A 21,120-nucleotide genomic window follows, 5' to 3' on the forward strand; every position below is an offset into this window, starting at 1 on the left:
CGTGCGCGTTTTCGCGCACTGCCCGCACGGGCTTCGGGAGCGGCGCGCGTCGCCGGCGGCCGAGTCCGCGCCGGCGCAGCGCGCACGGCCCCGGCGCCGCCTCAGACCCCGAGCGGGGCGGTGCTGCCGCGCACCACGAGGTGGGTGGCGAGGTCCATGCGCAGCGTCTCGACGCTCGCGCCCTCGGACAGTCGCAGCACGAGCCGCGTCGCCTCTTCGCCCATGCGCCGCAGCGGCTGATGCACGGTCGTGAGCTGCGGGCTCATCCAGCGTGCCAGCGCGATGTCGTCGTAGCCGACGACCGACAGGTCGTCGGGCACCCGCAGGCCGGCATCGGTGGCGGCCGAGATCGCACCCATCGCCTGCAGGTCGCTGCCTGCGAAGATCGCCGTGGGCGGGTCATCCGCGGCCAGCAGTTCGCGCGCGTGCCGCTCGCCGCCGCCCGGGTGGAAGTCGCCGAAGCGGATCCACCGGGGGTCGATCGAAAGCCCCGCGGCGTTCATCGCCGAGCGGTAGCCGTCGATGCGCGCGAGGGAGCACATCATGTCTTCGGGGCCGGTGATCGCGGCGATGCGGCGGTGGCCCAGCTCGATGAGGTGGCGCGTGGCCATGAGCCCGCCCGACCAGTTCGCCGAGCCGACCGACGGCACGTCGGGCGACGGGTCGCCCGCGGGGTCGACGATCACGAACGGCACGCCGCGCGAGTGCAGCTTCTCGCGCTGCGGCGCCGAGATCTCGGAGAACACCAGCACCACGCCGGCGGGCCGGCGGCGCAGCACCCCGTCGATCCAGTGCGGGTCGGGCGAGTGGCGGTCGCCCGAGACGGTGAGCACCACCGAGAGCCCGGCTCCGTGCGCGACCTCTTCGACGCCCTCGATGACCTCCATGGACCAGCTCGGCTCGAGCTCGTGGAACACCAGCTCGACGAACTCGTGCGGCTGGCTGGTCTTGCGTCGTGTGTAGCCGTGGCGGTTCAGGTGCTCCTCGAGGCGCGCGCGCGTCGAGGGCGAGACATCCGTTCGGCCGTTGAGGACCTTCGACATCGTCGCGAGCGACACTCCTGCCTCTTCGGCGATGGCGGCGAGGGTGATCCGCGGGGTGTCAGCCATGACTCTCGATCCTCAGAAGCGGGGGGAAGCGCGGGCGGCAGTGCCCGCACTACCGATTGTGCATGACTTTCGGCAGATATGGCGATAGTTTCGTGCATTCCGGATGCCGCATCCTGCGCACATCGAACCTATCGCTCACCGACGGCCGCCGATGCCAGGAACGCGGCATCCCGTTCGTCGGCCGCCTCGGCGAGCGCCGCGAATGCGCCCGCGGGATCGCCCGCGGTGGTGGCCAGGCCGTCGCGAAGGCACGCCGCCCACGCCGCGACCACCCCCGCCGCGCCCGCCGCCGAGCGGCCCGCGGCGCGTTCGGCGCGCACGACCGGCAGCACGCGCAGGCGCAGCTTGGTCACGGTGTCGACGGCGATCTGGGCCAGGCCGTGCTCGATCCGCGGGTTCTCGAAACGCGCGACCAGCTGCGCGCGGTACTCGGCGTTGCCGCCCCCGCACGTGCGGTCCGCCTCGTCCCAGAACCGCTCCAGCGCGGCGCGGCACTCGCGCACGCGCATCGCGTCGGCGACCGTCGTGCAGCCGCGCCGCTGGCCCTCGAACGCGAGCACGAGGTGCCCGCCGTTGAGCAGCAGGAGCTTGCGCCGCACGGCCGGCTCGATGTCGTCGACGAACCGCGCGCCGGCGGCCTCCCACTGCGGGCGGCCGGCGGGGAACTGCCCGCACAGCGTCCAGTCCGTGAACGGCTCGGTCACCACGGCCGCCTCGTCGCGCCATCCGGTGCCGGCCTCGACGGCGTCGAGGTCGGCCGCGGTGGTGCGAGGCGTGATGCGGTCGACGCTGGTGGTGACGAAGGATGCCACGGCCGAGGCATCCGCCACCCCCGCCGCCCGCGCGAGCGAGGCGAGGGCCCGCCGCACCCGTTCGCCGTTGGCGGGCAGGTTGTCGCACGGCACGATCGCCAGCGGGTTCGCGTGCGCGAGGCGGCGGTCGTCGAGCGCGCGCAGCAGCCGCGCGAGCGGGGTGCGAAGCAGACGGCCGTCGCCGGCGAGGGCCGCGATGTCGGCGGCCACGTCGGGGTCGTCGAGATCGAGTTCGCCATCGGGCCGCAGGCGATAGCCCGCCTCGGTGACGGTGAGGGTGACGACGGCCGTCTCGGGTGCGGCGACGAGCGCGCGCAACCGGTGCAGGTCGGCGGCGGGATGGACTTCGGCGATGCTGCCCACGAGCTCGAACCGGTCGTGCTGCGGGCCGCGCTCGACGAGCGTGAAGACGCCGCGCTGCGGGGCGAGGCGTCGGACGACCTGGTCGCTGCGCCCGGTGAAGGCGGCGATGCCCCAGTCCGCGGCATCCGTCGCCCGTGCCGTGTACCAGGCCTGGTGCGCGCGATGGAACGCGCCGGCCCCGAGGTGAACGATGCGAACCGGGGCGGCGGCCAGCGGGCGGCCGGCGGCGGCGAGCGCCGTGCGCGAGAGGCGGGGGGCGCTCATCGGGCGGTTCCGGCGCCGGCGGCAGGCGGCAGGGCGGATGCCTCGGCCTCGGGTGCGCCGAAGCGCGCGGCGAGCCACGCTGCCTGGCGCAGCCAGTGCACGCCCTCGCCGCCCTCGTGGTGGTTCCACGGGTAGTCCGCCATCTCGCGGTCGGCGCCGCCCCAGCGGTTGAACGCGGCGTACGCGCCGGACGGCGGGGCGATCGTGTCCATGTGCCCGCAGCCGAAGAGCGCGGCTGCGTTCGCGCGCGCCGCGAGGTGCGCGCCGTCGAAGTACGAGAGGGTGCGAAACACGCGCTCCTCGGCGCCGCGGTGGACGGCCAGGTAGCGCACGATCTCGTGGTGCGGCTCGGCGCCGGTGAGCCCGACGACGCGGGGAAGGTCGCACAGGATCGGGGCGGTCGGCAGCGCCGCCGCGACCTGTTCGTGCAGCGCCGCCGCGGCGATCGCGATGGCGCCGCCCTGGCTGTTGCCGGTGACGGCGACCCGATCCGGGTCGACCTCGTCGAAGCAGAGCACGGCGTCGATCGCGCGCACCGCGTCGGTGAACACGCGCCGGTAGTAGTAGTGGCCGGGGTCGTCGATGCCGCGGGTGAGAAACCCCGCCACCGCGGGACCCGAGCCGTGCGGGTCGGGGGTCTCGCCGCCCGTTCCCCATTCGCTGCCCTGGCCGCGCGTGTCGACGATGAGCTGCGCGTACCCGGCAGCCGGCCAGTGCAGACGCTCATGGGCCAGGCCCCGTCCGCGCCCGTAGCCGACGAACTCCACGACGGCAGGGAGCGGATGCCGCACCCCGCGCGGCAGCACCAGCCACGCCCGCACGGGGTCGCCGGCGAACCCGGAGAAGACGACGTCGAACGTGTCGAACAGGGCGAGCGGGGCATCCGCGCGTTCGCGGATCACCGGCCGCCCGGCCGCGCGCGCCTCGGTGATCGTGCGTGCCCAGAAGGCGTCGAGGTCGGCCGGCTCGGACACGGGCGGGCGGTACTCGCGCAGCTGCGCGGGGGACAGATCGAAGCGGGGCATGCGTCTTCTCTCGGCGTGCGGAACGGCGCGGCGGCGTCGCCGGCCCGGAATGTCACAGTCAGGAAAAGATACAATGAAAACGTTGACATTGCGATCGGCGGGCGTTTATGTTCAACATGTATCGCCCAGTATCACGAAACTTTCGGTGCGCACGGATGCCGCCGAAGACAGCCGCAAGGGAGCGCATGTCGGTCAGCAGCAACGTCGCCATTGCGGCGGCGATCGAAATGGAGTCCGAGGAGGACGCCCAGCAGCCGGGAGGCGACCCGCGTCGTCCGGGCGGGCTCCGCCGCACGCGTGACATGGCCGCCCTCACGTGGCGCACGGCGCTGAAGCGGGACTGGCGCCTCTACACGCTGCTGATCCTGCCGGTGGCGTTCCTGGTGATCTTCCGGTACATCCCTATGGCGGGCAACATCATCGCGTTTCGTCGGTATCGGCCGGGCGGAAACATCTTCGGCGACGAGTGGGTGGGCCTGCGCTACTTCGAGATGTTCATCCAGGACCCGACGTTCTGGCGCGTGTTCTTCAACACGCTGATCCTCGGCGCGCTGTGCCTCATCCTGATCTTCCCGCTGCCGATCATCCTCGCGCTCATGCTCAACGAACTGCGCTCGGCGAAGTTCAAGCGCGTCGCGCAGTCGATCAGCTACCTGCCCCACTTCATGTCGGTGGTGATCGTGGCAGGAATGGTGCTGCAGCTGGTGTCGTCGCGCGGCGCCGTGAACCAGATCATCGAAGGGCTCGGCGGCGAGCCGCTCGAGTTCATGCAGCAGCCCGAGTGGTTCCGCCCGATCTTCGTCGGCTCCGAGATCTGGCAGACGGTGGGCTGGGGCACGATCCTCTACCTCGCCGCGCTCACCACGATCGACCCGCAGCTCTACGAGGCGGCGCGCATCGACGGCGCCAACCGCTGGCAGCAGACGTGGCACGTGACCCTTCCCGGCATCGCCCCGACGATCATCGTGCTGCTCATCCTGAACATCGGCACGTTCATGTCGGTCAGCTTCGAGAAGGTGCTGCTGCTGTACAACCCGCTCATCTACTCGACCGCCGACATCATCGCGACCTATCTGTACCGCGTCGGCATCGGGTCGGGCAGCTTCTCGTACGCGACCGCGATCGGTCTGTTCGAGGCGCTCATCGGGCTCACGCTCGTGCTCAGCGCCAACGCCATCTCACGCCGAGTGACGGGATCGAGCCTGTGGTGACCGAAAGCCTGCGCACGCAGCCCGACCGCGCGATGTCGCGCCTGTTCCGCCGCCAGACGACCGGGGGCGTCAAGGACTCCGCGGGCTACACGGCATTCCGCGTCCTGAACGTGGTCGCGCTCGTGGCGATCTGCTTCGTGACGCTGTACCCGTTCCTGAACGTCCTCGCCGTCGCGTTCAGCTCGCAGGGCTACATCAACGCCGGTCAGGTGAGCATCTGGCCGCGCGGGTTCAACCTGACGACGTTCCAGATGGTGATGTCCGACCCGCTGTTCTGGCGCAACTACGGCAACACCGTCGTGTACACCACCGTCGCCACCGCGATCGCGATGGTGCTCACCACCACGTTCGCGTACGCGCTGTCGAAGAAGCGGCTCAAGGGCCGGGCGTTCTTCGTCGGTCTCGCGGTGTTCACGATGTTCTTCTCGGGCGGGCTCATCCCGAACTACGTCCTGGTGAACTCGCTCGGCTTCCGCAACACGATCTGGGCGATCGTCATCCCCAACGCCATCAGCATCTTCAACCTGCTCGTGATGAAGTCGTTCTTCGAGAACTTCCCCGAAGACCTCGAAGAGGCCGCCTCGATCGACGGGCTCACCACCTACGGGATCCTCTGGAAGATCGTGCTGCCGCTGAGCAAGGCGGTCATCGCGACGATGGTGCTGTTCTACGCCGTGACGTTCTGGAACTCGTGGTTCTCGGCGGTGCTCTACATGAGCAAACCCGAGCTCTACCCGGTCACGGTCTACCTGCGGAATCTGCTGATGGCGGCATCCGCCCCCGCGGGATCGGACGAAGGCCTCCAGATCGCGGCGAACGTCAAGGCGGTCACGATGCTGCTCACGACACTCCCGATCCTGTGCCTGTACCCGTTCCTTCAGAAGTACTTCGTGTCGGGCGTCATGCTCGGCTCGGTCAAAGCCTGAACCATCCCCCGAAAAAACGAGAGGAATCCCCAGAGATGACACAGCGAGCACGCGCGATGACGCGCCGCGGCAAGGGCGCGATCGCCCTGACCGCCGCCCTCGCCGCCGGCGGCCTGGTGCTGTCCGGCTGCGGCGCCGGCGGCGGAGAGGCCGAGGAGAGCGGCTTCGACTTCACCGGCAAAGAGGTCGGCGCGATGGCCGACTTCGGCGTCGGCGACACCTTCGTGGCGTCGGAGCCGGTCGAGTTCTCGATCTTCTACCGCGACCACGAGGCCTACCCGCTCAACGAGGACTGGCCCATCTTCCAGGCGCTCGAAGGCACCAACAAGGTCTCGTTCGACATCGAGAGCGCTCCCCGCGTGGGCTACGAGGACGCCCGCTCCGCGGCGGTCGCCTCGGGCAACGCCCCCGAGATCATCACCGTCACCTACCCCGGCCAGGAGACCCCGTTCGTCGCGGGCGGCGCACTTCTGCCGATCAGCGACTTCACGCAGTACATGCCCAACTTCACCGACAAGGTCGAGAAGTGGGGCCTGCAGAAGGACATCGACAACCTGCGCCAGGCCGACGGCAAGTTCTACCTGCTGCCGGGCGTCTCCGAGGTCGTGGTCCCGCAGTACTCGTACGTCGTCCGCAAGGACATCTGGGACGAACTCGGCCTCAGCTACGAGCCCGACACGTTCGACGACTTCAAGGCCGAACTCGAGAAGGTGCACAAGGCCTACCCCGACAAGGACGTCATCTCGGACGAGTTCAACAGCCCCGACCCGCTGGGCGGCGCGCTGAACTTCGCGGCGCCGAACTTCGGCATCACCGCCGGCTGGGGCCTGTCCGCGGGTTCGGGCGGCTGGTGGACCGGCGACGAGTTCGTCTACGCGGGTGCGACCGACGAGTACAAGGACCTGCTGGAGTACTACCACGGCCTCGTCGAGGACGGCCTCATGACGAAGTCGAGCGTGACGCAGACCGACGACGACGCCAAGGCGAGCTTCTTCAACGGCAACTCGCTCGTGATCTCGGGCAACGACCAGTTCCTCACCACCGCGCGGCAGTCCTTCACCGAGGTCGGCAACACCGACGCCGAGGTCGCGCTCATCCGCGTGCCCGCCGGCCCCGCCGGTGACAACCTCGCCTCGGGCGGCCGCGTCGACGGCCTGCCGGGGCTCATGCTCTCTGCCAAGGCGGCCGAGAGCGAGCACTTCAAGGCGCTGCTGCAGTTCGTCGACTGGCTGTACTACTCGGATGAGGGCCTCGAGTTCGCGAAGTGGGGCGTCGAGGACGAGACCTTCACCAAGAAGGGCGACACCCGCACCTTCACGAAGGACTGGGACCGCGCGACGAACCTGCTGAACCCGGGCGCGACCAAGCTGCTCAACGTCGACGGCGGCTTCGCCAACGGCGCGTTCATGCCGGCCGAGGGCGCCACGCAGGACCTGCGGACCTCGATGATGCTGCCCGAGACGCTCGACTTCGTCGAGACGATGCTCACCAAGACGCAGCTTCAGACCGCTCCGTCCGCTCCGCTCGACGAGATCGAGAACGAGCAGGCGGGCCTGTGGAAGACCGCGCTGCTGGACATCGTGCGCCAGAACACGGCTGCGTTCATCAACGGCGACCGTCCGCTCAGCGAGTGGGATGCGTACATCGGTGAGCTGAAGGCCGCGAACATGGACGAATACATCACCATGCTCAACGAGGCGCAGAAGCGGCAGGCCGAGGTGCTGGCCGGCGGCGGCGACTCCGACAAGTAGCCGCACGGCCGGAGGTCCGGTTCCGTCCACACCCCCGAGTGGACGGAACCGGACCTTCGCATGCGGGCGGCCGACAGGAAGGATGGTCGACATGGCCCCCACAGCGAGCACCCCCGACCCCCGCGATACGCGGATCGGGCGGGTCGCGGCATCCGTGTACTGGTACCTCATGGTCGAGGCGGGCTTCCTGCTCGCCGCCGCGCCGGGGCTGGTCGGCCTCGCGCTGGTCGTGCCGGAGCCGGGCAGCATTCCGCTGTACGCGCTGTGCGCGGTGCCGTTCGCGCCCGCGTTCTCGGCCGCGCTCTACGCGCTACGCGGCGGCACGCGCGGCCCGGACCAGAACCCGTGGCCGCGCTTCTGGCGCGGCTGGCGCATGAACGTGGCCGATGTGCTGTGGGTATGGATCCCGGTGGTCGCAGTCGGCGCCGCCGTCGGCATCGGCATCGCGTTCGGCCCGGCCGCGGGGGTGCCGGCCCTGCTCGTGGTGATCTCGTGGGTGCTGCTGGCCGTCCTGGCGGTCTGGGCGGGGATCGCCGTGGTGATCTGCTCGTGGTTCTCGTTCCGCGCGCGCGACGTGGCGCGCCTCGCGTCGTACTACCTCGCGGCGCGCCCGCTGGTCGGACTCGGCTTCGCGTCGCTTCTCATCGTCGCCGTCGCCCTCACGTTCTTCGCGTCAGGCTGGTTCGTCGCGCTCACCGCGTCGATCTTCGTCGGGTTCGCGCGGGTCACCGCGCGGCCGATGGAGCGCGACATCGAAGAGCGGTTCCTGGCGCCGGATGCCGCGGCCGACGCAGCGCACGAGCGAGGCGATCAGCCGCCGGGCTGACGGCTACGGGATGACCCGCCCCGCGGCATCCGGGATCCCGGACTTGCGCCAGAAGTAGGTGCACACCTGGTCTCGCCACTCGCGCGCGGACCGCTGCTGCTCGGCCAGCAGCCCCCGCACACGCGCGAACACGTCGGAGGGAACGCGCCCGTCGAGCAAGTCCCACTCGGCGATCATGCGGTCGACCGCGGCGGCGCCGTCGGCGTGGGTGTCGTAGATGTGCTGGATCACCGTCGCTCCGCTGCGCAGCCGGTGCGTGTACGGCACATGGTGGAAGAACAGCAGCAGCTCGTCGGGCACCGTCTCGAGCGACTCGTACCTCTCGCGCCACGGCGAGGGGTATTGACCGGCGTAGCCCGTGCCGGTCGCGACGGTGCGGTCGACGCCCACGCCGTCGCGGTCGGCGAAGTGGTACGTGCCCCACGGGGAATATTCGTAGCCGTCGACCGACGGACCGTAGTGCGATCCGGGGGTCACCATGAACCCGACGCCGAGGGGCGCGGTGTACGCCTCGTACGTGCGCCACGAGTCATCCAGGATCGATCGGATGCCGCGCCGCAGAGCCTGGTCGTGGCCGAAGGTGAGCGCGATCCACTCGTCGAGGATCGCACCGGGGTGCAGGCGCGCGTCCCACGCCAGGCGGCCATAGGCGTACAGGTTCGCCTGGGCGAGCGGATGCCCCGTCCAGAACGGGTCGTCGCCGACGTTCGACACCGCCGCGATGCCTCCGCGCACGAGGTCGGCCAACGCGGGGCCGTCGTCGCCGAACGGCGCGAAGCCGAGAATCTCGCGCCACTGCGGCGCGAGGTAGACGGCGTGGCGCTGCTGGCCGGTGTACTCCTGCGTGACCTGCAGTTCGAGCGCGACGGCGGTCTGGCGCATCGCGGGGATCACGGGCGAGACGGGCTCGCGCGGCTGGAAGTCCATCGGTCCGTATTTGACCTGCAGGATCACGTTGTCGTCGAAGCGGCCGTCCAGCGGCGCGAAGTGGTCGTATGCCGCCCGGGCGCGGTCGGTGCGACGGTCGCGCCAGTCCTGCTGGTGGTTGTAGACGAAGGCGCGCCAGTGCAGCAGGCCGCGGTGCGGCGCGAGCGCGCGGGCGAGCAGGTTCGCGCCGTCGGCGTGGTCGCGGCCGTACGCGAACGGCCCGGGCTGCCCCTCGGAGTCGGCCTTGACGACGAACCCGCCGAAGTCGGGGATCGCCGCGTACACGCGGTCCACGGCATCCGCCCACCACCGCTGCACGTCGGCGTCGAACGGGTCGGCGGTGTCGAGGCCGCCGAGCGTGATCGGGGCGGCGAAGCTCACCGACAGGTGCACGCGGATGCCCCACGGGCGGTACGCCTCGGCGAGGCGCACGACCTCGCCGATGTCGTCGGTGAGCAGCCGCGCCTCGCGGCGGTGTACGTTGACGTTGTTGAGCCCGACGCGGTTGACGCCGATCGACGCGAGCAGCCGCGCGTAGCGCTCGACGCGCGAGAGGTCGCCGCGCACACGCCCGCCCTCGAAGAAGATCGAGCCGCCTGCATAGCCGCGCTCGACCTGGCCCATGACCGGGTGCACGTCGAGGTTGTCCCAGTGGTCGAGCATGCGCAGCGCGTGCTGCGGCTCGTGCGTCGTCGTCGGCAGGTCGTCCGCGAACGCGGCGGCGCCGAGCCGCACGATGTGGAACCAGCCGTACAGCGCGCCCGCCTCGCCGCCGGCGCGCACGCGGGTCGTGCCGTCTGCGCGCGAGATCTCGAACGCCTCGGGGCCTGTGGCGGCGGATGCCTCGACGACGAGCTGCGCGCCCGCGTCGACGAACGTCATCCCCGCGCGCTGCGCCTCGCGGCGCACCGTGTCGAGCAGCGCCCCGGCGCCGCGCACCGCGACGCTGCGGCCCGAGAGGTGGGCGGTGGCGGCATCCGGAAGCCACATCGCATGCTCGGCGGGCGGGGCGACTCGCGTGCCCGCGTCACCAGTCATGCATGGTCCCGTCGACGCGCCGCGCGACCGGAAGATACGCGGGCTCGTACGCGAAGCGGGCGGCCGCGTCGTCGTCGTATGAGACGCCGATGCCGGGCTCGTCGCCGGGGTGCAGGTAGCCGCCTTCGAACGTATACGCGGAGTGGAATACCTCGGCCACGAGCGGGTCGTGCTGCATGTACTCCTGGATGCCGAAGTTGTTGATCGCGAGGTCGAGGTGCAGCGCCGCCGCCATGCCGACGGGCGAGATGTCGGTCGCGCCGTGGCTTCCCGAGCGCACGCCGTAGAGCGCGGCGTAGTCGAAGATGCGCCGCAGACCCGTGATGCCGCCGGTGTGGGCGACCGACGCGCGCACGTAGTCGATGAGCTGCTCGCGGATGAGCGTCTGGAAGTCCCACACCGTGTTCATGACCTCGCCGATCGCAAGCGGGGTCGTGGTGTGCTGCCGCACGAGGCGCAGGGCCTCCTGGTTCTCGGCGGGCGTGCAGTCCTCGAGCCAGAACGGGCGGTACGGCTCGAGGTCCTTGCCGAGCCGCGCGGCCTGGATCGGGGTCATGCGGTGGTGCCCGTCGTGCAGGAGCGGCAGCTCGGCGCCGAACTCCTCGCGCACCGACGCGAACATCTCGGGAACGAACCGCAGGTAGCGGTCGGTGTCCCAGCCGGATTCGACCGCGAGCGCGCCGCGGCCGGCGGGCTCGTACGACGAGCGCCCGGTCGACACCTTCGACACGCCGTACACGGTGGTGATGCCGGGCACCGCGGCCTGGATGCGGATCGCCTGGAAGCCCGCCGACGTGAGGGTGCGCACCGAGTCGTGCAGTGCCGCGAGATCGCGCCCCGACGCGTGGCCGTACACGAGCACGCCCTCGCGCGACGCGCCGCCGAGCAGCTGGTAGAGCGGCATGCCGGCGCGCTTGGCCTTGATGTCCCACAGCGCCACGTCGACCGCGGCGATCGCGGTCATCGTGACGGGGCCGCGGCGCCAGTAGGCGCCGCGGTACAGCAGCTGCCATGTGTCTTCGATGCGGTGCGCGTCGGTGCCGATCAGCAACGGGGCGACGTGGTCGCGCAGGTACGACGCGACCGACAGCTCGCGGCCGTTGAGGGTCGCGTCGCCGAGGCCGGTGACGCCGTCCTCGGTCGTGATGCGCAGCGTCACGAAGTTGCGGGAGGGGCTCGAGATGAGCACCTCCACCGAGCGGATGCGGGTGCCGGCGGTCATGCGACGGCCCCGGGCCGGCTCGCCGAACGAGGAGAAACGCCGAGGTGAGGACGAGTTCGGCCGAGGCATCCTCGTTTCGCAGAATGTCCTCGTCTGGCGAGGTGTCCTTGTGCGGCGCGGGGGGCGTCGGCGTTCATGCGACGGTCTCCGGCAGCGGGCGGGCGGCGGTCTCGGGCACGGGGTAGCTCTCCTTGGGCAGGCGGTAGGCGAGGTCGATCGCGGTGTCGATCGCCTCGTCGAAGTCGAGGCGGTGCTCGGCGACCAGGCGCGCGAGGTACGAGGCATCCGCTCGCCTGGCGAGGTCGTGACGGGCGGGGATCGAGCAGAACGCGCGCGTGTCGTCGACGAACCCGCTCGTGTTGCGCAGGCCCGCCGTCTCGGTGACGGCCTCGCGGAAGCGGCGCATCGCGTCGGGGGCGTCGAGGAACCACCACGGGGCGCCGAGCCGCATCGCGGGATACGCGCCGGCGAGCGGAGCGAGCTCGCGCGAGGAGACGGTCTCGTCCACGGTGAACACGATGAGCCGGAAGTTCTCGTGGCTGCCGAACGCCTCGAGCACCGGACGCAGCCCCCGCGTGAACTCGCCGGCGACAGGGATGTCGAACCCGATGTTCGGCCCGTGCGCGGCCGCCGCACCGCGGTCGTGGTCGCGCAGCACGCCGGTGTGCAGCTGCATGACCAGTCCGTCGTCTGCCGACATCGCGGCCTGCTCGAACAGCAGATGGGCGGTGAGGGCGGCGGATGCCTCGGCCGCGAGCGGTTCGCGCAGCGCGGCGGCGAACAGGGCCCGGGCATCGGCGGCGGAAAGACGCGTCGTGTCGGCGCGCAGGTGCCCGTGGTCGGTGGCGCGCGCCCCGGCGCGGATGAACGCCTGACGCCTCGCCCGCAGCGCGTCGTGGAATCCGTCGTACGAGTGCGCGTCGATCTCTGCGGCGGCGCTCAGCCGGTCGAGCTCGCCCCGCCATCCGGCGAGCCCCGGCTCGAGCAGCACGTCGGGACGGAACGTCGGGATCACGCGGCCGCCCCACCCGTCGGCGGCCAGCGCGGCGTGCGCGTCGAGGGGCGAGTCGGGCGGATCGGTCGTGGCGAGCACCTCGATGCCGAAGCGCTCGAAGAGCGCGCGCGGGCGATACTCGGGTCGCGCGAGGCGCTCGGCGATGTGGTCGAAGAGGTCGTCGGCCGTCTCGGGCGAGGGGGCGACGGATGCCTCGAACACGTCGTGCAGCACATGTTCGAGCCAGTACCGGGTGGGCGTGGCGCGCAGCGCCGTCCATCCGGCGCAGAAACGCCGCCAGATCTCGCGAGGGTCGGCGTCGGCGCCCGGTCCGACCCCGAGGTCGGCGGGGGAGCGCACCCCGGCGTCGCGCACGGGGCCGGGCGAGGTCGCCTGCGACACGAGCATGCGCGTGATGTAGTGGTCGGGGGTGACCAGCAGCGTCGCCGGATCGGGGAAGGCCGCGTCGAGGGCGAGCATCGTCGCATCGACGTGCCCGTGCATCGAGATGATCGGCAGCCCCTGGGTCGCGTCGAGCACCTGTCGCGCGACGGCGCGCACGCCCGGGTCGGCGGGCAGGGCGCGATCGGGATGCCACGACCACCCGCGATCGGCGGGCGGGCGCTCGGATGTCGGCGTCATTGCGGTGTTCCTCCGGATGTAAACGTTGTTATCCTAGTGTCCGAGCGGTGCGATCGGGGAAGATCGCTTCAACCCACCCGATCAGCGAGGGGCGCAAGCGTGGTCACAGTTCATGACGTCGCGGCCAGGTCCGGCGTGTCCATCGCGACGGTCTCGCGCACCCTGCGCGCGCCGCACCGTGTGTCCGAAGAGACGCGCGACCGCGTGCTGGCCGCCGTGCACGAGCTCGGCTACCAGCCGAACCGCGCCGCGAGCGGGCTGCGCGGCGGCCGCACCGGCGTCATCGGCCTGGTCGTGCCCGACATCGAGAACCCGTACTTCTCGTCGCTCACCAAGGGCGCCCAGGCCAGCTCGCGCGAGCGCGGATACGGGCTGGTCGTGGTCGACACCGCCGAGCAGGCCGACGTCGAGGCTGCCGAGGTGCGTGCGGTCGGCCCGCAGATCGACGGCATCATCCTGGCGTCCTCGCGCCTGTCCGACGCCGCGCTCGCCCAGCTCGCGGCGACGACGACGTGCGTGCTGGTGAACCGCGAACTCGTCTCGCCGCCATCGGGGCCCGACGCCTTCGACGGCGCGCCGAGCGCGGCATCCGCACCCGCCGGCGCGGCCGTCCCCGGCATCGTCGTGCCCACCGTCACGATCGACGAGCGGGCGGGGGCGCGTGCCGCGATCGGGCATCTGCACGAGCTCGGCCATCGGCGCATCGCCTACGTCGGCGGCCCGGCGCGCTCGTGGTCGCAGGCGCGCCGCTCGCGCGCGATCCGCGAGGCCGCGCAGCTGTTCCCGGGCGTCGATCTCATCGAGCTGTCGGGCTACGCGCCCGACGCCGACGGCGGGCGCGAGGCGGCGGACACCGTGCTCGGGGGCGGACCGACGGCCGTCATCGCCTACAACGACCTGGTCGCGCTGGGCCTGCTCGCGCGCTGGACCGAAGAGGGTGTGCGCGTGCCCGACGACGTCAGCCTCGTCGGCTTCGACAACACGTACGTCGCCGAGCTGTCGTTCCCGCGCCTGACGAGCGTGGGCGCGGACCTGCGCGAGTTCGGCGAGACGGCCGTGACGCTGCTGCTCGAGCGGCTCGCGGGCGCTGCGCTCGACGAGGCCGCGATGCACCGCGAGCTCGAGCCGCGACTCATCGCGCGCGCGTCGACGGCCCCGCCGCGCGCCGCAGCCGCTCCGGCGCGCAGCCGCGAGGACCGCTGAGCCCGTGGGCACGTACCGCAATCCGATCCTGCCCGGCTGCCACCCAGACCCCAGCATCTGCCGCGTCGGCGACGCCTACTACCTCGTCACCTCGACGTTCGAGTACCTGCCGGGGCTGCCGATCCACCGCTCGACGAACCTCGTCGACTGGCAGCTGATCGGCCACGCGATCCACCGTCCCGAGCAGCTCGAGGGCGACTGCGGCCTCGACTTCGCGCCGATCCCGTCGTCCAAGGGCCTCTACGCGCCGACGATCCGCCATCACGCCGGCCGCTTCTACGTGGTGTGCACGCACGTGGCGGGGGCGGGGCATCCGCTTGCCCGCTCGGGGCATTTCGTCGTCACCGCGGATGACCCGGCGGGCCCGTGGAGCGAGCCGGTGTGGTTCGACGGGATGCCGGGAATCGACCCGTCGCTCACCTTCGACGGCGACCGGCTGTGGCTGTGCGCGACCGCGCCCGCCGCGGGCGACGCGTGGACCGGCGCGAACGCGGTGTGGCTGGCAGAGCTCGACCCCGAGACGTTCGCGCCGCTCGGCGAGCGCACCGCGATCTGGACCGGTGCCCTCGACGGCGCCGGCTGGGCCGAGGCGCCGCACATCCTGCCGCACCCCGACGGCGGCTGGCTGCTCGTCGCGGCCGAAGGCGGCACCGACCGCGACCACTCGGTGTGCGTCGCTTACGCCGACCAGATCACCGGCCCGTACCGCGGCGACCCCGGCAACCCGCGCCTCACGCACCGGCACCTCGGCGCGCGCGCGCCGATCGCGAACGTCGGGCACGCCGACCTCGTCGAGGCGCCTGACGGCCGCACGTGGGCGGTCGCCCTGGCCACGAGAACGGATGCCGGCACCGACGCGCTCACGGCGCGGCAGACGGTTCTCGTGCCGGTCGAGTGGCAGGCCGGGCGGCCGGTCTTCGCCCCGGGCTCCGGCCGGGTCGAGGCGGTCGTCGAGGCCGAGGGCGTCGCCGACCAGCAGCCGTGGCCCGACCTCGTGCGCGACGACTTCGACGCGCCCGCGCTCGACCTCGCGTGGAACGGCGTGCGGAGGCTGCCGTCGGCGTTCGCGGATGCCGGCGCGCGGCCCGGCTTCGTGCGGCTGACCGCGACGTCCGACGAGCCGTCGCAGGTCGGGGCGACATCCTTTCTCGCGCGGCGGCTGCCCGACTCGCGGGTCGACGTGCGCACCGTCGTGGAGCTGTCGGCGGGCGAGGGCGCGCTGCGCGCCGGACTGCTGCTGCGCACGTCCGAGCTCGGGTTCGTCGAGCTCTCGGTGGACCGCGCCGGGCGCGTGCGCGCGGTGCTCGAAGACTCGGGGCGCACGATCGAGCTCGGCTCGACGACCCTTCCCGCGGGTGCGCCGGTGGCGCTCGCGATGCGCGTGGAGGGCTTCTGCGTCGAGCTGATCGCCGCCGGTTTCGTCGTGGCGACGGCCGACGTGCGGGGGGTGCTCACCACGGGCCGCACGAGCTGGTTCGTCGGCACGTGGGTCGGTCCCTTCGCCGTGGGCGAGGGCGTCGCCGACGTGGACGTCGTCGAGCTGCGCACCCGTGCGTGACGGCTGTGCCGGGGAGCGTGCCGATGCCGTGACCCGGGCTGGACGAGGCATCCGTTCTGGTATAGGTTGTTAAGCACAACAATTACGCGCGCCACCGCGCTCACGCACCCACGCAAAGGAGCGACATGCCCACCCCCACGCGCGACGACAAGTTCTCGTTCGGACTCTGGACCGTCGGCTACAACGGCACCGACCCGTTCGGCGGCCCGACTCGCCCCGCCCTCGACGTCGTGCACGTCGTCGAGAAGCTGTCCGAGATCGGCGCCTACGGCCTGACCTTCCACGACGACGACCTGTTCGCCTTCGGCTCGACCGACGCCGAGCGCCAGACCCAGATCGACCGCCTCAAGGGCGCGCTGGCCGACACCGGCCTCATCGTGCCGATGGTCACCACCAACCTCTTCTCGGCCCCCGTCTTCAAAGACGGCGGCTTCACCTCGAACGACCGCCAGGTGCGTCGCTTCGCGCTGCGCAAGGTCTTGCGTCAGCTCGACCTCGGTGCCGAGCTGGGCGCCAAGACGTTCGTCATGTGGGGCGGCCGCGAGGGCGCCGAGTACGACTCGGCCAAGGACATCCGCGCCGCGCTCGAGCGCTACCGCGAGGCGGTCAACCTCCTCGGCCAGTACGTGACCGACAAGGGCTACGACATCCGCTTCGCGATCGAGCCCAAGCCGAACGAGCCCCGCGGCGACATCCTGCTGCCCACGCTCGGCCACGCGATCGCCTTCATCGACTCGCTCGAGCGCCCCGAGCTCGTCGGCCTCAACCCCGAGGTCGGCCACGAGCAGATGGCGGGCCTGAACTTCGCCGCCGGCATCGCCCAGGCGCTGTTCCACGGCAAGCTCTTCCACATCGACCTCAACGGCCAGCGCGGCATCAAGTACGACCAGGATCTCGTGTTCGGTCACGGCGACCTGCACAACGCGTTCGCGCTGGTCGACCTGCTCGAAAACGGCGGCCCCGGCGGCGTGCCGGCCTACGACGGCCCGCGTCACTTCGACTACAAGCCCTCGCGCACCGAGGACGAGACCGGCGTGTGGGACTCGGCCAAGGCCAACATCCAGACGTACCTTCTGCTCAAGGAGCGCGCCGCCGCCTTCCGCGCCGACCCCGAGGTGCAGCAGGCACTCGAGGCCGCCCGCGTGCCCGAGCTGTCGGTGCCGACCCTGAACGAGGGCGAGTCGTACGACGACTTCCTCGCCGACCGCTCGGCGTACGAGGACTTCGACGCCTCGCAGTACCTCGGCGGCAAGGGCTTCGGCTTCGTGCGCCTGCAGCAGTTGGCGACCGAGCACCTGCTCGGCGCGCGCTGACGCCCCCCCGCGCACCGCTGCTGTGCGCAACGCAGGAGAATCTGGCAGGGCGGGGCCGACACGCCGGTCTGCGGGCATGGAGTATTCCGGATCTCCTGCGTTGTGCGCGGGGCGTGGAGACAACAACACTCAAGAAGGAGCGGCGATGACGCTGGTGATGGGGGTCGACTCGTCGACGCAGTCGTGCAAGGTCGTGATCACGGATGCCGCCACCGGCGCCATCGTGCGGCAGGGCCGCGCATCCCACCCCGACGGCACCTCGGTCGATCCCGAGGCCTGGTGGACGGCGCTGCAGGCTGCCATCGCCGACGCCGGCGGGCTCGGGCCCAGCGCCGCAGGCGATGATGCGGTCGAGGCGTGGGCGATCGGCGGGCAGCAGCACGGCATGGTCGCGCTGGACGCACAGGGGCGCGTCGTGCGCGATGCGCTGCTGTGGAACGACACCCGCTCCGCGCAGGCGGCCGCCGATCTGACGGCCGAGTTCGGCGCCGAAGACCTCGCCCGGCGCACGGGCCTCGTGCCCGTGGCATCGTTCACCATCACCAAGCTCCGCTGGCTGCGCGATGCCGAGCCGGCCAACGCCGAGCGCGTCGCCGCCGTGGCGCTGCCGCACGACTGGCTCACGTGGCGCCTGCGCGGCTTCGGCCCCGAGGACCAGTCGCCGCGCGGGCCTGTGCTCGACGAGCTCGTGACCGACAGATCGGATGCCTCGGGCACCGGCTACTGGAACCCTGCGGACGGCTCCTACGACCGTGACCTGCTCATGGCCGCGCTCGGCCATGACGCCGTGCTGCCGCGCGTGCTCGGCCCGCACGAGTGGGTCGCCGACCAGGCCGGCCGCCGCGTCGGCGGGGGCGCCGGCGACAACGCCGGAGCCGCGCTCGGCCTCGGCGCCGCTCCCGGCGACGTGGTCGTCTCGATCGGCACGAGCGGCACCGTCTTCGCCGTGAGCGAGGAGCGCACGATCGACCCGACCGGCACCGTCGCGGGCTTCGCCGACTGCACCGGGCACTTCCTGCCGCTGGTGGCGACCCTCAACGCCGCGCGCGTGCTCGACGCGATCGGCCGTGTGCTGGGCGTCCCGCACGCCGAGCTCTCGCACCTCGCGCTGGCGGCCGCACCCGGTGCCGGCGGGCTCGCGCTGGTGCCCTACTTCGAGGGCGAGCGCACCCCGAACCTTCCCGACGCCACCGCGTCGCTGACCGGCATGACTCTCGCCTCGACGACCCGCGAGAACCTCGCGCGCGCGGCGGTCGAGGGCATGCTCTCGGGCCTTGCCGCCGGTCTCGACGCGCTGCGCGAGCTGGGCGTTCCGCTGGAGCGGGCCCTGCTCATCGGCGGCGGCGCGCAGTCCGAGGCGGTGCGCGAGATCGCGCCGCTCGTGCTGGGCATTCCCGTGGAGGTGCCCGAGCCGGGGGAGTACGTGGCGCTCGGCGCCGCGCGGCAGGCGGCATCCGTCCTCTCGGCCTGAGCCGCGGGGCCTTGCGAAACCGGACCGCCCCGAGATCACGAGGTTCCGCGCGAGCCCTCCGTGCGTGAGGCCCTCGCGCGCTCGCCAGGGGCGAGAATGGGCCCGTGCCCACGCATGACGACGCAGAGCTCGACGCGATCGCGGCCGAGCTCTACGCGCTGACCCCCGACCGGTTCACGGCGGCGCGCAACGCGCGGGCCGGGGCATCCTCCCGCTCGCTCGCCCCGTTCGTCAAACGCCTGCCCAAGCCGACCGTCGCCGCGTGGGTCGTCGGCCTGCTCGCGCGAGAGGGCCAGCTCGCCGACGCGCTCGCGCTGGCGTCGGCGCTGCGCGAGGCGCAGGACGACCTCGACGCGCGTGAGCTCGCGCGCCTCGGCCGCCAGCGCCGCCAACTGGTCGCGGCTCTGGCCGCGCAGGCCGTCGAGCTCGCCGACGCGGCCGGCATCGCGGTGAGCGCCTCTGCGCGGGAGGACGTCGAAAAGACGATCAACGCGGCGGTGCTGAATGCCGCAGCCGCCGCCGCGGTGATGACCGGGCGCCTCGTCAAGCCGCTCGAAGCCGGGGCGTTCGAGGGCGACGACCTCGCCGAGGCTGTGGGCGGGTCGCTGCCGCAGGTCGCGGCGCCGGCTGCGGCCCGCGACGATCTCGCCGAGCGGCGCGCGCGGAAGTCGGCCGAGCGGGCCGCGCGCGAGGCGGAGCGCACGAGGAACGAGGCCGAACGCGCCCTCGCGCAGGTCGAGGCGCGCCGGGCGAGGGTGCGGGAGCGAGCCGACCACGTGCGCGAGCGCCTCGGCGATCTGCGCCGCGATCTCGATCGCCTCGAACACGAGGAACGCACGCTCCAGGCAGAGCTGGCGGACCTCGACGAGCAGCAGCGGTCCACGGCATCCGTCGCGCGTTCCGCGCGTGAGGCCGCCGAGCGCGCGCGGAGCACGCACGACGCGCCGGACTGAGGCGGTCGGCGCGCGCTCTGGCCCGGGCCGTGCGCCTCTCGGTCGTGGGCGGTGCTGCTGGTCCCGCTGATCGCGAACGCGTTGCGCGGCGACCGGGTGAGGGCGCCGTCGGTCTGCGCAGCGATATGGCCGCTCAGCCCCGGCGCTGAGCCAGAGCGACGGATGCCGCGGCCCGCGTAGCCTGAACGCGTGGCATCCGTCGCCGAACTCCTCGCCCATGCGCGCGTGCGACTCGCCGACGCGCCGCGCGTGGCGGTGGGCGAGGTCGTCGAGCCGCGGCGCATCCTCGGCATCGCGCGGGCGTCGCGGATCGTGCCGCGCGGAACGGCGTGGCACCTCGGGGCGGTGCTGCTCACCGACGACGGCATGCTGGCGACCGGCGAGGTGGTCCGTTCGCGGCTTTCCGCGCGACGCGGTTACACGGCCGAGTCGCAGCGGCGCCGGGGTGAGCTGGCTGAGGCCGCGCACCGCGCGCGCTACCCCGAGGGCACCCCGGTGCACCTCGGGTGGACGCGCGTGGACCTCGACGCTCTTGCGCGGGGTGAGGCATCCGGCCCTCTCGCCGTCATCGACGGCGTGCCGAGCGTGCGCTGGAGCCCCGCCGCCGGCTACCAGCCCCTCGAGGCCTATCTCGCCGAGCGGATCGACCTGCTCGTGCATCCGCCCGAGCGGGCGTGACGCCCAGACGGCGCAGCAGGCCGCGCCGGGCGGGCGCGGGATCGACCCGGCCGCCGAGGCCGCGGTTCGCGACGGCTACGCGGCGGGCGGCTGGTCGACGAGCACACGCCGCGCGAAGGCGCGCAGCGAGCGCACCGGCTCGGTGACGGATGCCGCCAGCACGCGCCCCGAGATCGCTTCGAAGTCGTCCGACGCGAAGTAGCCGTCGTCGCGGTACACCGCCATGCGCTCGGTGAACGCCTTCGCCGTGGGCTCGGGGTGGAACTGGGTCGCCCACAGGCGGTCGCCGACGCGGTACGCCTGCACGGGGCACGTCTGGCTCGTCGCCAGCAGCACGGCGCCGGCGGGCAGGCGCCCCGTGCCCTCCTTGTGGGCGGTGAGCCCGGTGAAGCGCTCGGCGAGCCCCCCGAACAGGGGGTCGCGGCGCCCCTCGGCGGTGAGCGAGACCGTCACGGGTCCGGTGTCCTCGGGGTAGGCGCGGGTCACCTCTCCGCCCAGCAGGCGCGTGACGATCCCGATGCCGTAGCACGTGAAGAACGCCGAGACGTGCGCGCCGGCACTCGCGGCCCAACCCGCGATGCGCTCGAGATCGGCCTCGAGGCGCTTTTGCACGTCGGTCTTCGTCGACTCCGGATCGGACACGTTGAACGGGCTCCCGCCGACCACGAACGCCCGCCAGCGCTCGCCGGCATCCGGTGGCAGCGGCTCGCGCACGAGGTCGATCCGGTCGAGCCGGTCGGGTTCGAGGCGCATCGCCTGGCGGAACGACTCGTACTCCGCCTCGGCAGCATTCTGCTGCGGGCGGACGCAGACGTACAGCGCGGGCGCAGTCAT

At 72.1% G+C, this 21,120-nt stretch carries 17 protein-coding genes; 10 read left to right on the forward strand and 7 right to left on the reverse strand.

The features are described 5' to 3' along the window. Positions 1 to 101: 101 nt before the first annotated feature. The 3 genes from AB1K54_RS00575 to AB1K54_RS00585 form a co-directional block, all read right to left on the reverse strand. Entirely contained in the window at positions 102 to 1,109 is a 1,008-nt protein-coding gene (locus AB1K54_RS00575) for a LacI family DNA-binding transcriptional regulator (RefSeq protein WP_371200744.1), read from the reverse strand. A 128-nt stretch (positions 1,110 to 1,237) separates the two neighbouring features. Beyond that, a complete protein-coding gene (locus AB1K54_RS00580) occupies positions 1,238 to 2,548 on the reverse strand; it encodes a mannitol dehydrogenase family protein (protein ID WP_371200745.1) in 1,311 nt (436 codons plus the stop codon). Beyond that, positions 2,545 to 3,573, reverse strand: a complete 1,029-nt coding sequence (locus AB1K54_RS00585) for an acetylxylan esterase (RefSeq protein ID WP_371200746.1) — start codon at positions 3,571 to 3,573, stop codon at positions 2,545 to 2,547. The genes AB1K54_RS00580 and AB1K54_RS00585 overlap by 4 nt, the downstream gene beginning before the upstream one ends. A gap of 185 nt (positions 3,574 to 3,758) precedes the next feature. Here AB1K54_RS00585 and AB1K54_RS00590 point away from each other — a divergent pair, with 185 nt between their 5' ends. The 4 genes from AB1K54_RS00590 (at position 3,759) to AB1K54_RS00605 (ending at position 8,287) form a co-directional block, all read left to right on the forward strand. Next, a complete protein-coding gene (locus tag AB1K54_RS00590) occupies positions 3,759 to 4,784 on the forward strand; it encodes an ABC transporter permease (protein WP_371200747.1) in 1,026 nt (341 codons plus the stop codon). 32 nt (positions 4,785 to 4,816) lie between these two features. Next, positions 4,817 to 5,710 (forward strand): carbohydrate ABC transporter permease, encoded by an 894-nt coding sequence (locus AB1K54_RS00595; RefSeq protein WP_371201150.1) that lies wholly within the window; start codon positions 4,817 to 4,819, stop codon positions 5,708 to 5,710. A gap of 35 nt (positions 5,711 to 5,745) precedes the next feature. Beyond that, positions 5,746 to 7,461: a sugar ABC transporter substrate-binding protein gene (locus AB1K54_RS00600; RefSeq protein ID WP_371200748.1), complete on the forward strand. Its 1,716-nt coding sequence runs from the start codon at positions 5,746 to 5,748 to the stop codon at positions 7,459 to 7,461. A gap of 91 nt (positions 7,462 to 7,552) precedes the next feature. After that, complete coding sequence (locus AB1K54_RS00605; RefSeq protein WP_371200749.1) at positions 7,553 to 8,287, forward strand: glycosyltransferase; 735 nt, start codon at positions 7,553 to 7,555, stop codon at positions 8,285 to 8,287. A 3-nt stretch (positions 8,288 to 8,290) separates the two neighbouring features. Here the strand turns inward: AB1K54_RS00605 and AB1K54_RS00610 are convergent, their stop codons facing one another. The 3 genes from AB1K54_RS00610 to uxaC form a co-directional block, all read right to left on the reverse strand. Continuing rightward, a complete protein-coding gene (locus tag AB1K54_RS00610; RefSeq protein WP_371200750.1) occupies positions 8,291 to 10,252 on the reverse strand; it encodes an alpha-glucuronidase in 1,962 nt (653 codons plus the stop codon). After that, the gene (gene manD / locus AB1K54_RS00615) at positions 10,242 to 11,474 is read right to left on the reverse strand and encodes a D-mannonate dehydratase ManD (RefSeq protein ID WP_371200751.1); all 1,233 of its coding nucleotides are present in this window, start codon (positions 11,472 to 11,474) and stop codon (positions 10,242 to 10,244) included. Before manD ends, AB1K54_RS00610 begins: the two co-directional genes overlap by 11 nt. A 133-nt stretch (positions 11,475 to 11,607) precedes the next feature. Continuing rightward, positions 11,608 to 13,110: a glucuronate isomerase gene (gene uxaC, locus AB1K54_RS00620; RefSeq protein WP_371200752.1), complete on the reverse strand. Its 1,503-nt coding sequence runs from the start codon at positions 13,108 to 13,110 to the stop codon at positions 11,608 to 11,610. Positions 13,111 to 13,209: 99 nt separating this feature from the next. On the opposite strand from uxaC, the gene AB1K54_RS00625 reads away from it, so the two are divergent. The 6 genes from AB1K54_RS00625 (at position 13,210) to AB1K54_RS00650 (ending at position 20,286) form a co-directional block, all read left to right on the forward strand. Further along, entirely contained in the window at positions 13,210 to 14,313 is a 1,104-nt protein-coding gene (locus AB1K54_RS00625) for a LacI family DNA-binding transcriptional regulator (RefSeq protein ID WP_371200753.1), read from the forward strand. Positions 14,314 to 14,317: 4 nt separating this feature from the next. Next, a complete protein-coding gene (locus AB1K54_RS00630) occupies positions 14,318 to 15,871 on the forward strand; it encodes a family 43 glycosylhydrolase (RefSeq protein ID WP_371200754.1) in 1,554 nt (517 codons plus the stop codon). A gap of 125 nt (positions 15,872 to 15,996) precedes the next feature. Continuing rightward, complete coding sequence (xylA, locus tag AB1K54_RS00635; protein WP_371200755.1) at positions 15,997 to 17,184, forward strand: xylose isomerase; 1,188 nt, start codon at positions 15,997 to 15,999, stop codon at positions 17,182 to 17,184. Positions 17,185 to 17,329: 145 nt separating this feature from the next. Next, the gene (gene xylB / locus AB1K54_RS00640; protein WP_371200756.1) at positions 17,330 to 18,655 is read left to right on the forward strand and encodes a xylulokinase; all 1,326 of its coding nucleotides are present in this window, start codon (positions 17,330 to 17,332) and stop codon (positions 18,653 to 18,655) included. Between the two features lie 104 nt (positions 18,656 to 18,759). Then, a complete protein-coding gene (locus AB1K54_RS00645; RefSeq protein ID WP_371200757.1) occupies positions 18,760 to 19,608 on the forward strand; it encodes a transposase in 849 nt (282 codons plus the stop codon). 189 nt (positions 19,609 to 19,797) lie between these two features. Then, entirely contained in the window at positions 19,798 to 20,286 is a 489-nt protein-coding gene (locus AB1K54_RS00650) for a glutaminase (RefSeq protein WP_371200758.1), read from the forward strand. 75 nt (positions 20,287 to 20,361) lie between these two features. Here AB1K54_RS00650 and AB1K54_RS00655 read toward each other — a convergent pair whose 3' ends face one another. Beyond that, complete coding sequence (locus AB1K54_RS00655) at positions 20,362 to 21,120, reverse strand: GMP synthase (RefSeq protein WP_371200759.1); 759 nt, start codon at positions 21,118 to 21,120, stop codon at positions 20,362 to 20,364.

Source organism: Microbacterium sp. BWT-B31 (assembly GCF_041379855.1).
GTDB lineage: Bacteria > Actinomycetota > Actinomycetes > Actinomycetales > Microbacteriaceae > Microbacterium.

What these genes read in the sequence shown, in the direction of transcription:
- AB1K54_RS00655 (WP_371200759.1), bottom strand. Translation starts at nt 21,120, where the DNA reads ATGACTGCGCCCGCGCTGTACGTCTGCGTCCGCCCGCAGCAGAATGCT.
- AB1K54_RS00575 (WP_371200744.1), bottom strand. Translation starts at nt 1,109, where the DNA reads ATGGCTGACACCCCGCGGATCACCCTCGCCGCCATCGCCGAAGAGGCA.
- manD (WP_371200751.1), bottom strand. Translation starts at nt 11,474, where the DNA reads ATGACCGCCGGCACCCGCATCCGCTCGGTGGAGGTGCTCATCTCGAGC.
- xylB (WP_371200756.1), top strand. Translation starts at nt 17,330, where the DNA reads ATGACGCTGGTGATGGGGGTCGACTCGTCGACGCAGTCGTGCAAGGTC.
- AB1K54_RS00595 (WP_371201150.1), top strand. Translation starts at nt 4,817, where the DNA reads ATGTCGCGCCTGTTCCGCCGCCAGACGACCGGGGGCGTCAAGGACTCC.
- AB1K54_RS00580 (WP_371200745.1), bottom strand. Translation starts at nt 2,548, where the DNA reads ATGAGCGCCCCCCGCCTCTCGCGCACGGCGCTCGCCGCCGCCGGCCGC.
- AB1K54_RS00585 (WP_371200746.1), bottom strand. Translation starts at nt 3,573, where the DNA reads ATGCCCCGCTTCGATCTGTCCCCCGCGCAGCTGCGCGAGTACCGCCCG.
- AB1K54_RS00600 (WP_371200748.1), top strand. Translation starts at nt 5,746, where the DNA reads ATGACACAGCGAGCACGCGCGATGACGCGCCGCGGCAAGGGCGCGATC.
- AB1K54_RS00610 (WP_371200750.1), bottom strand. Translation starts at nt 10,252, where the DNA reads ATGACTGGTGACGCGGGCACGCGAGTCGCCCCGCCCGCCGAGCATGCG.
- AB1K54_RS00605 (WP_371200749.1), top strand. Translation starts at nt 7,553, where the DNA reads ATGGCCCCCACAGCGAGCACCCCCGACCCCCGCGATACGCGGATCGGG.
- AB1K54_RS00590 (WP_371200747.1), top strand. Translation starts at nt 3,759, where the DNA reads ATGTCGGTCAGCAGCAACGTCGCCATTGCGGCGGCGATCGAAATGGAG.
- xylA (WP_371200755.1), top strand. Translation starts at nt 15,997, where the DNA reads ATGCCCACCCCCACGCGCGACGACAAGTTCTCGTTCGGACTCTGGACC.
- uxaC (WP_371200752.1), bottom strand. Translation starts at nt 13,110, where the DNA reads ATGACGCCGACATCCGAGCGCCCGCCCGCCGATCGCGGGTGGTCGTGG.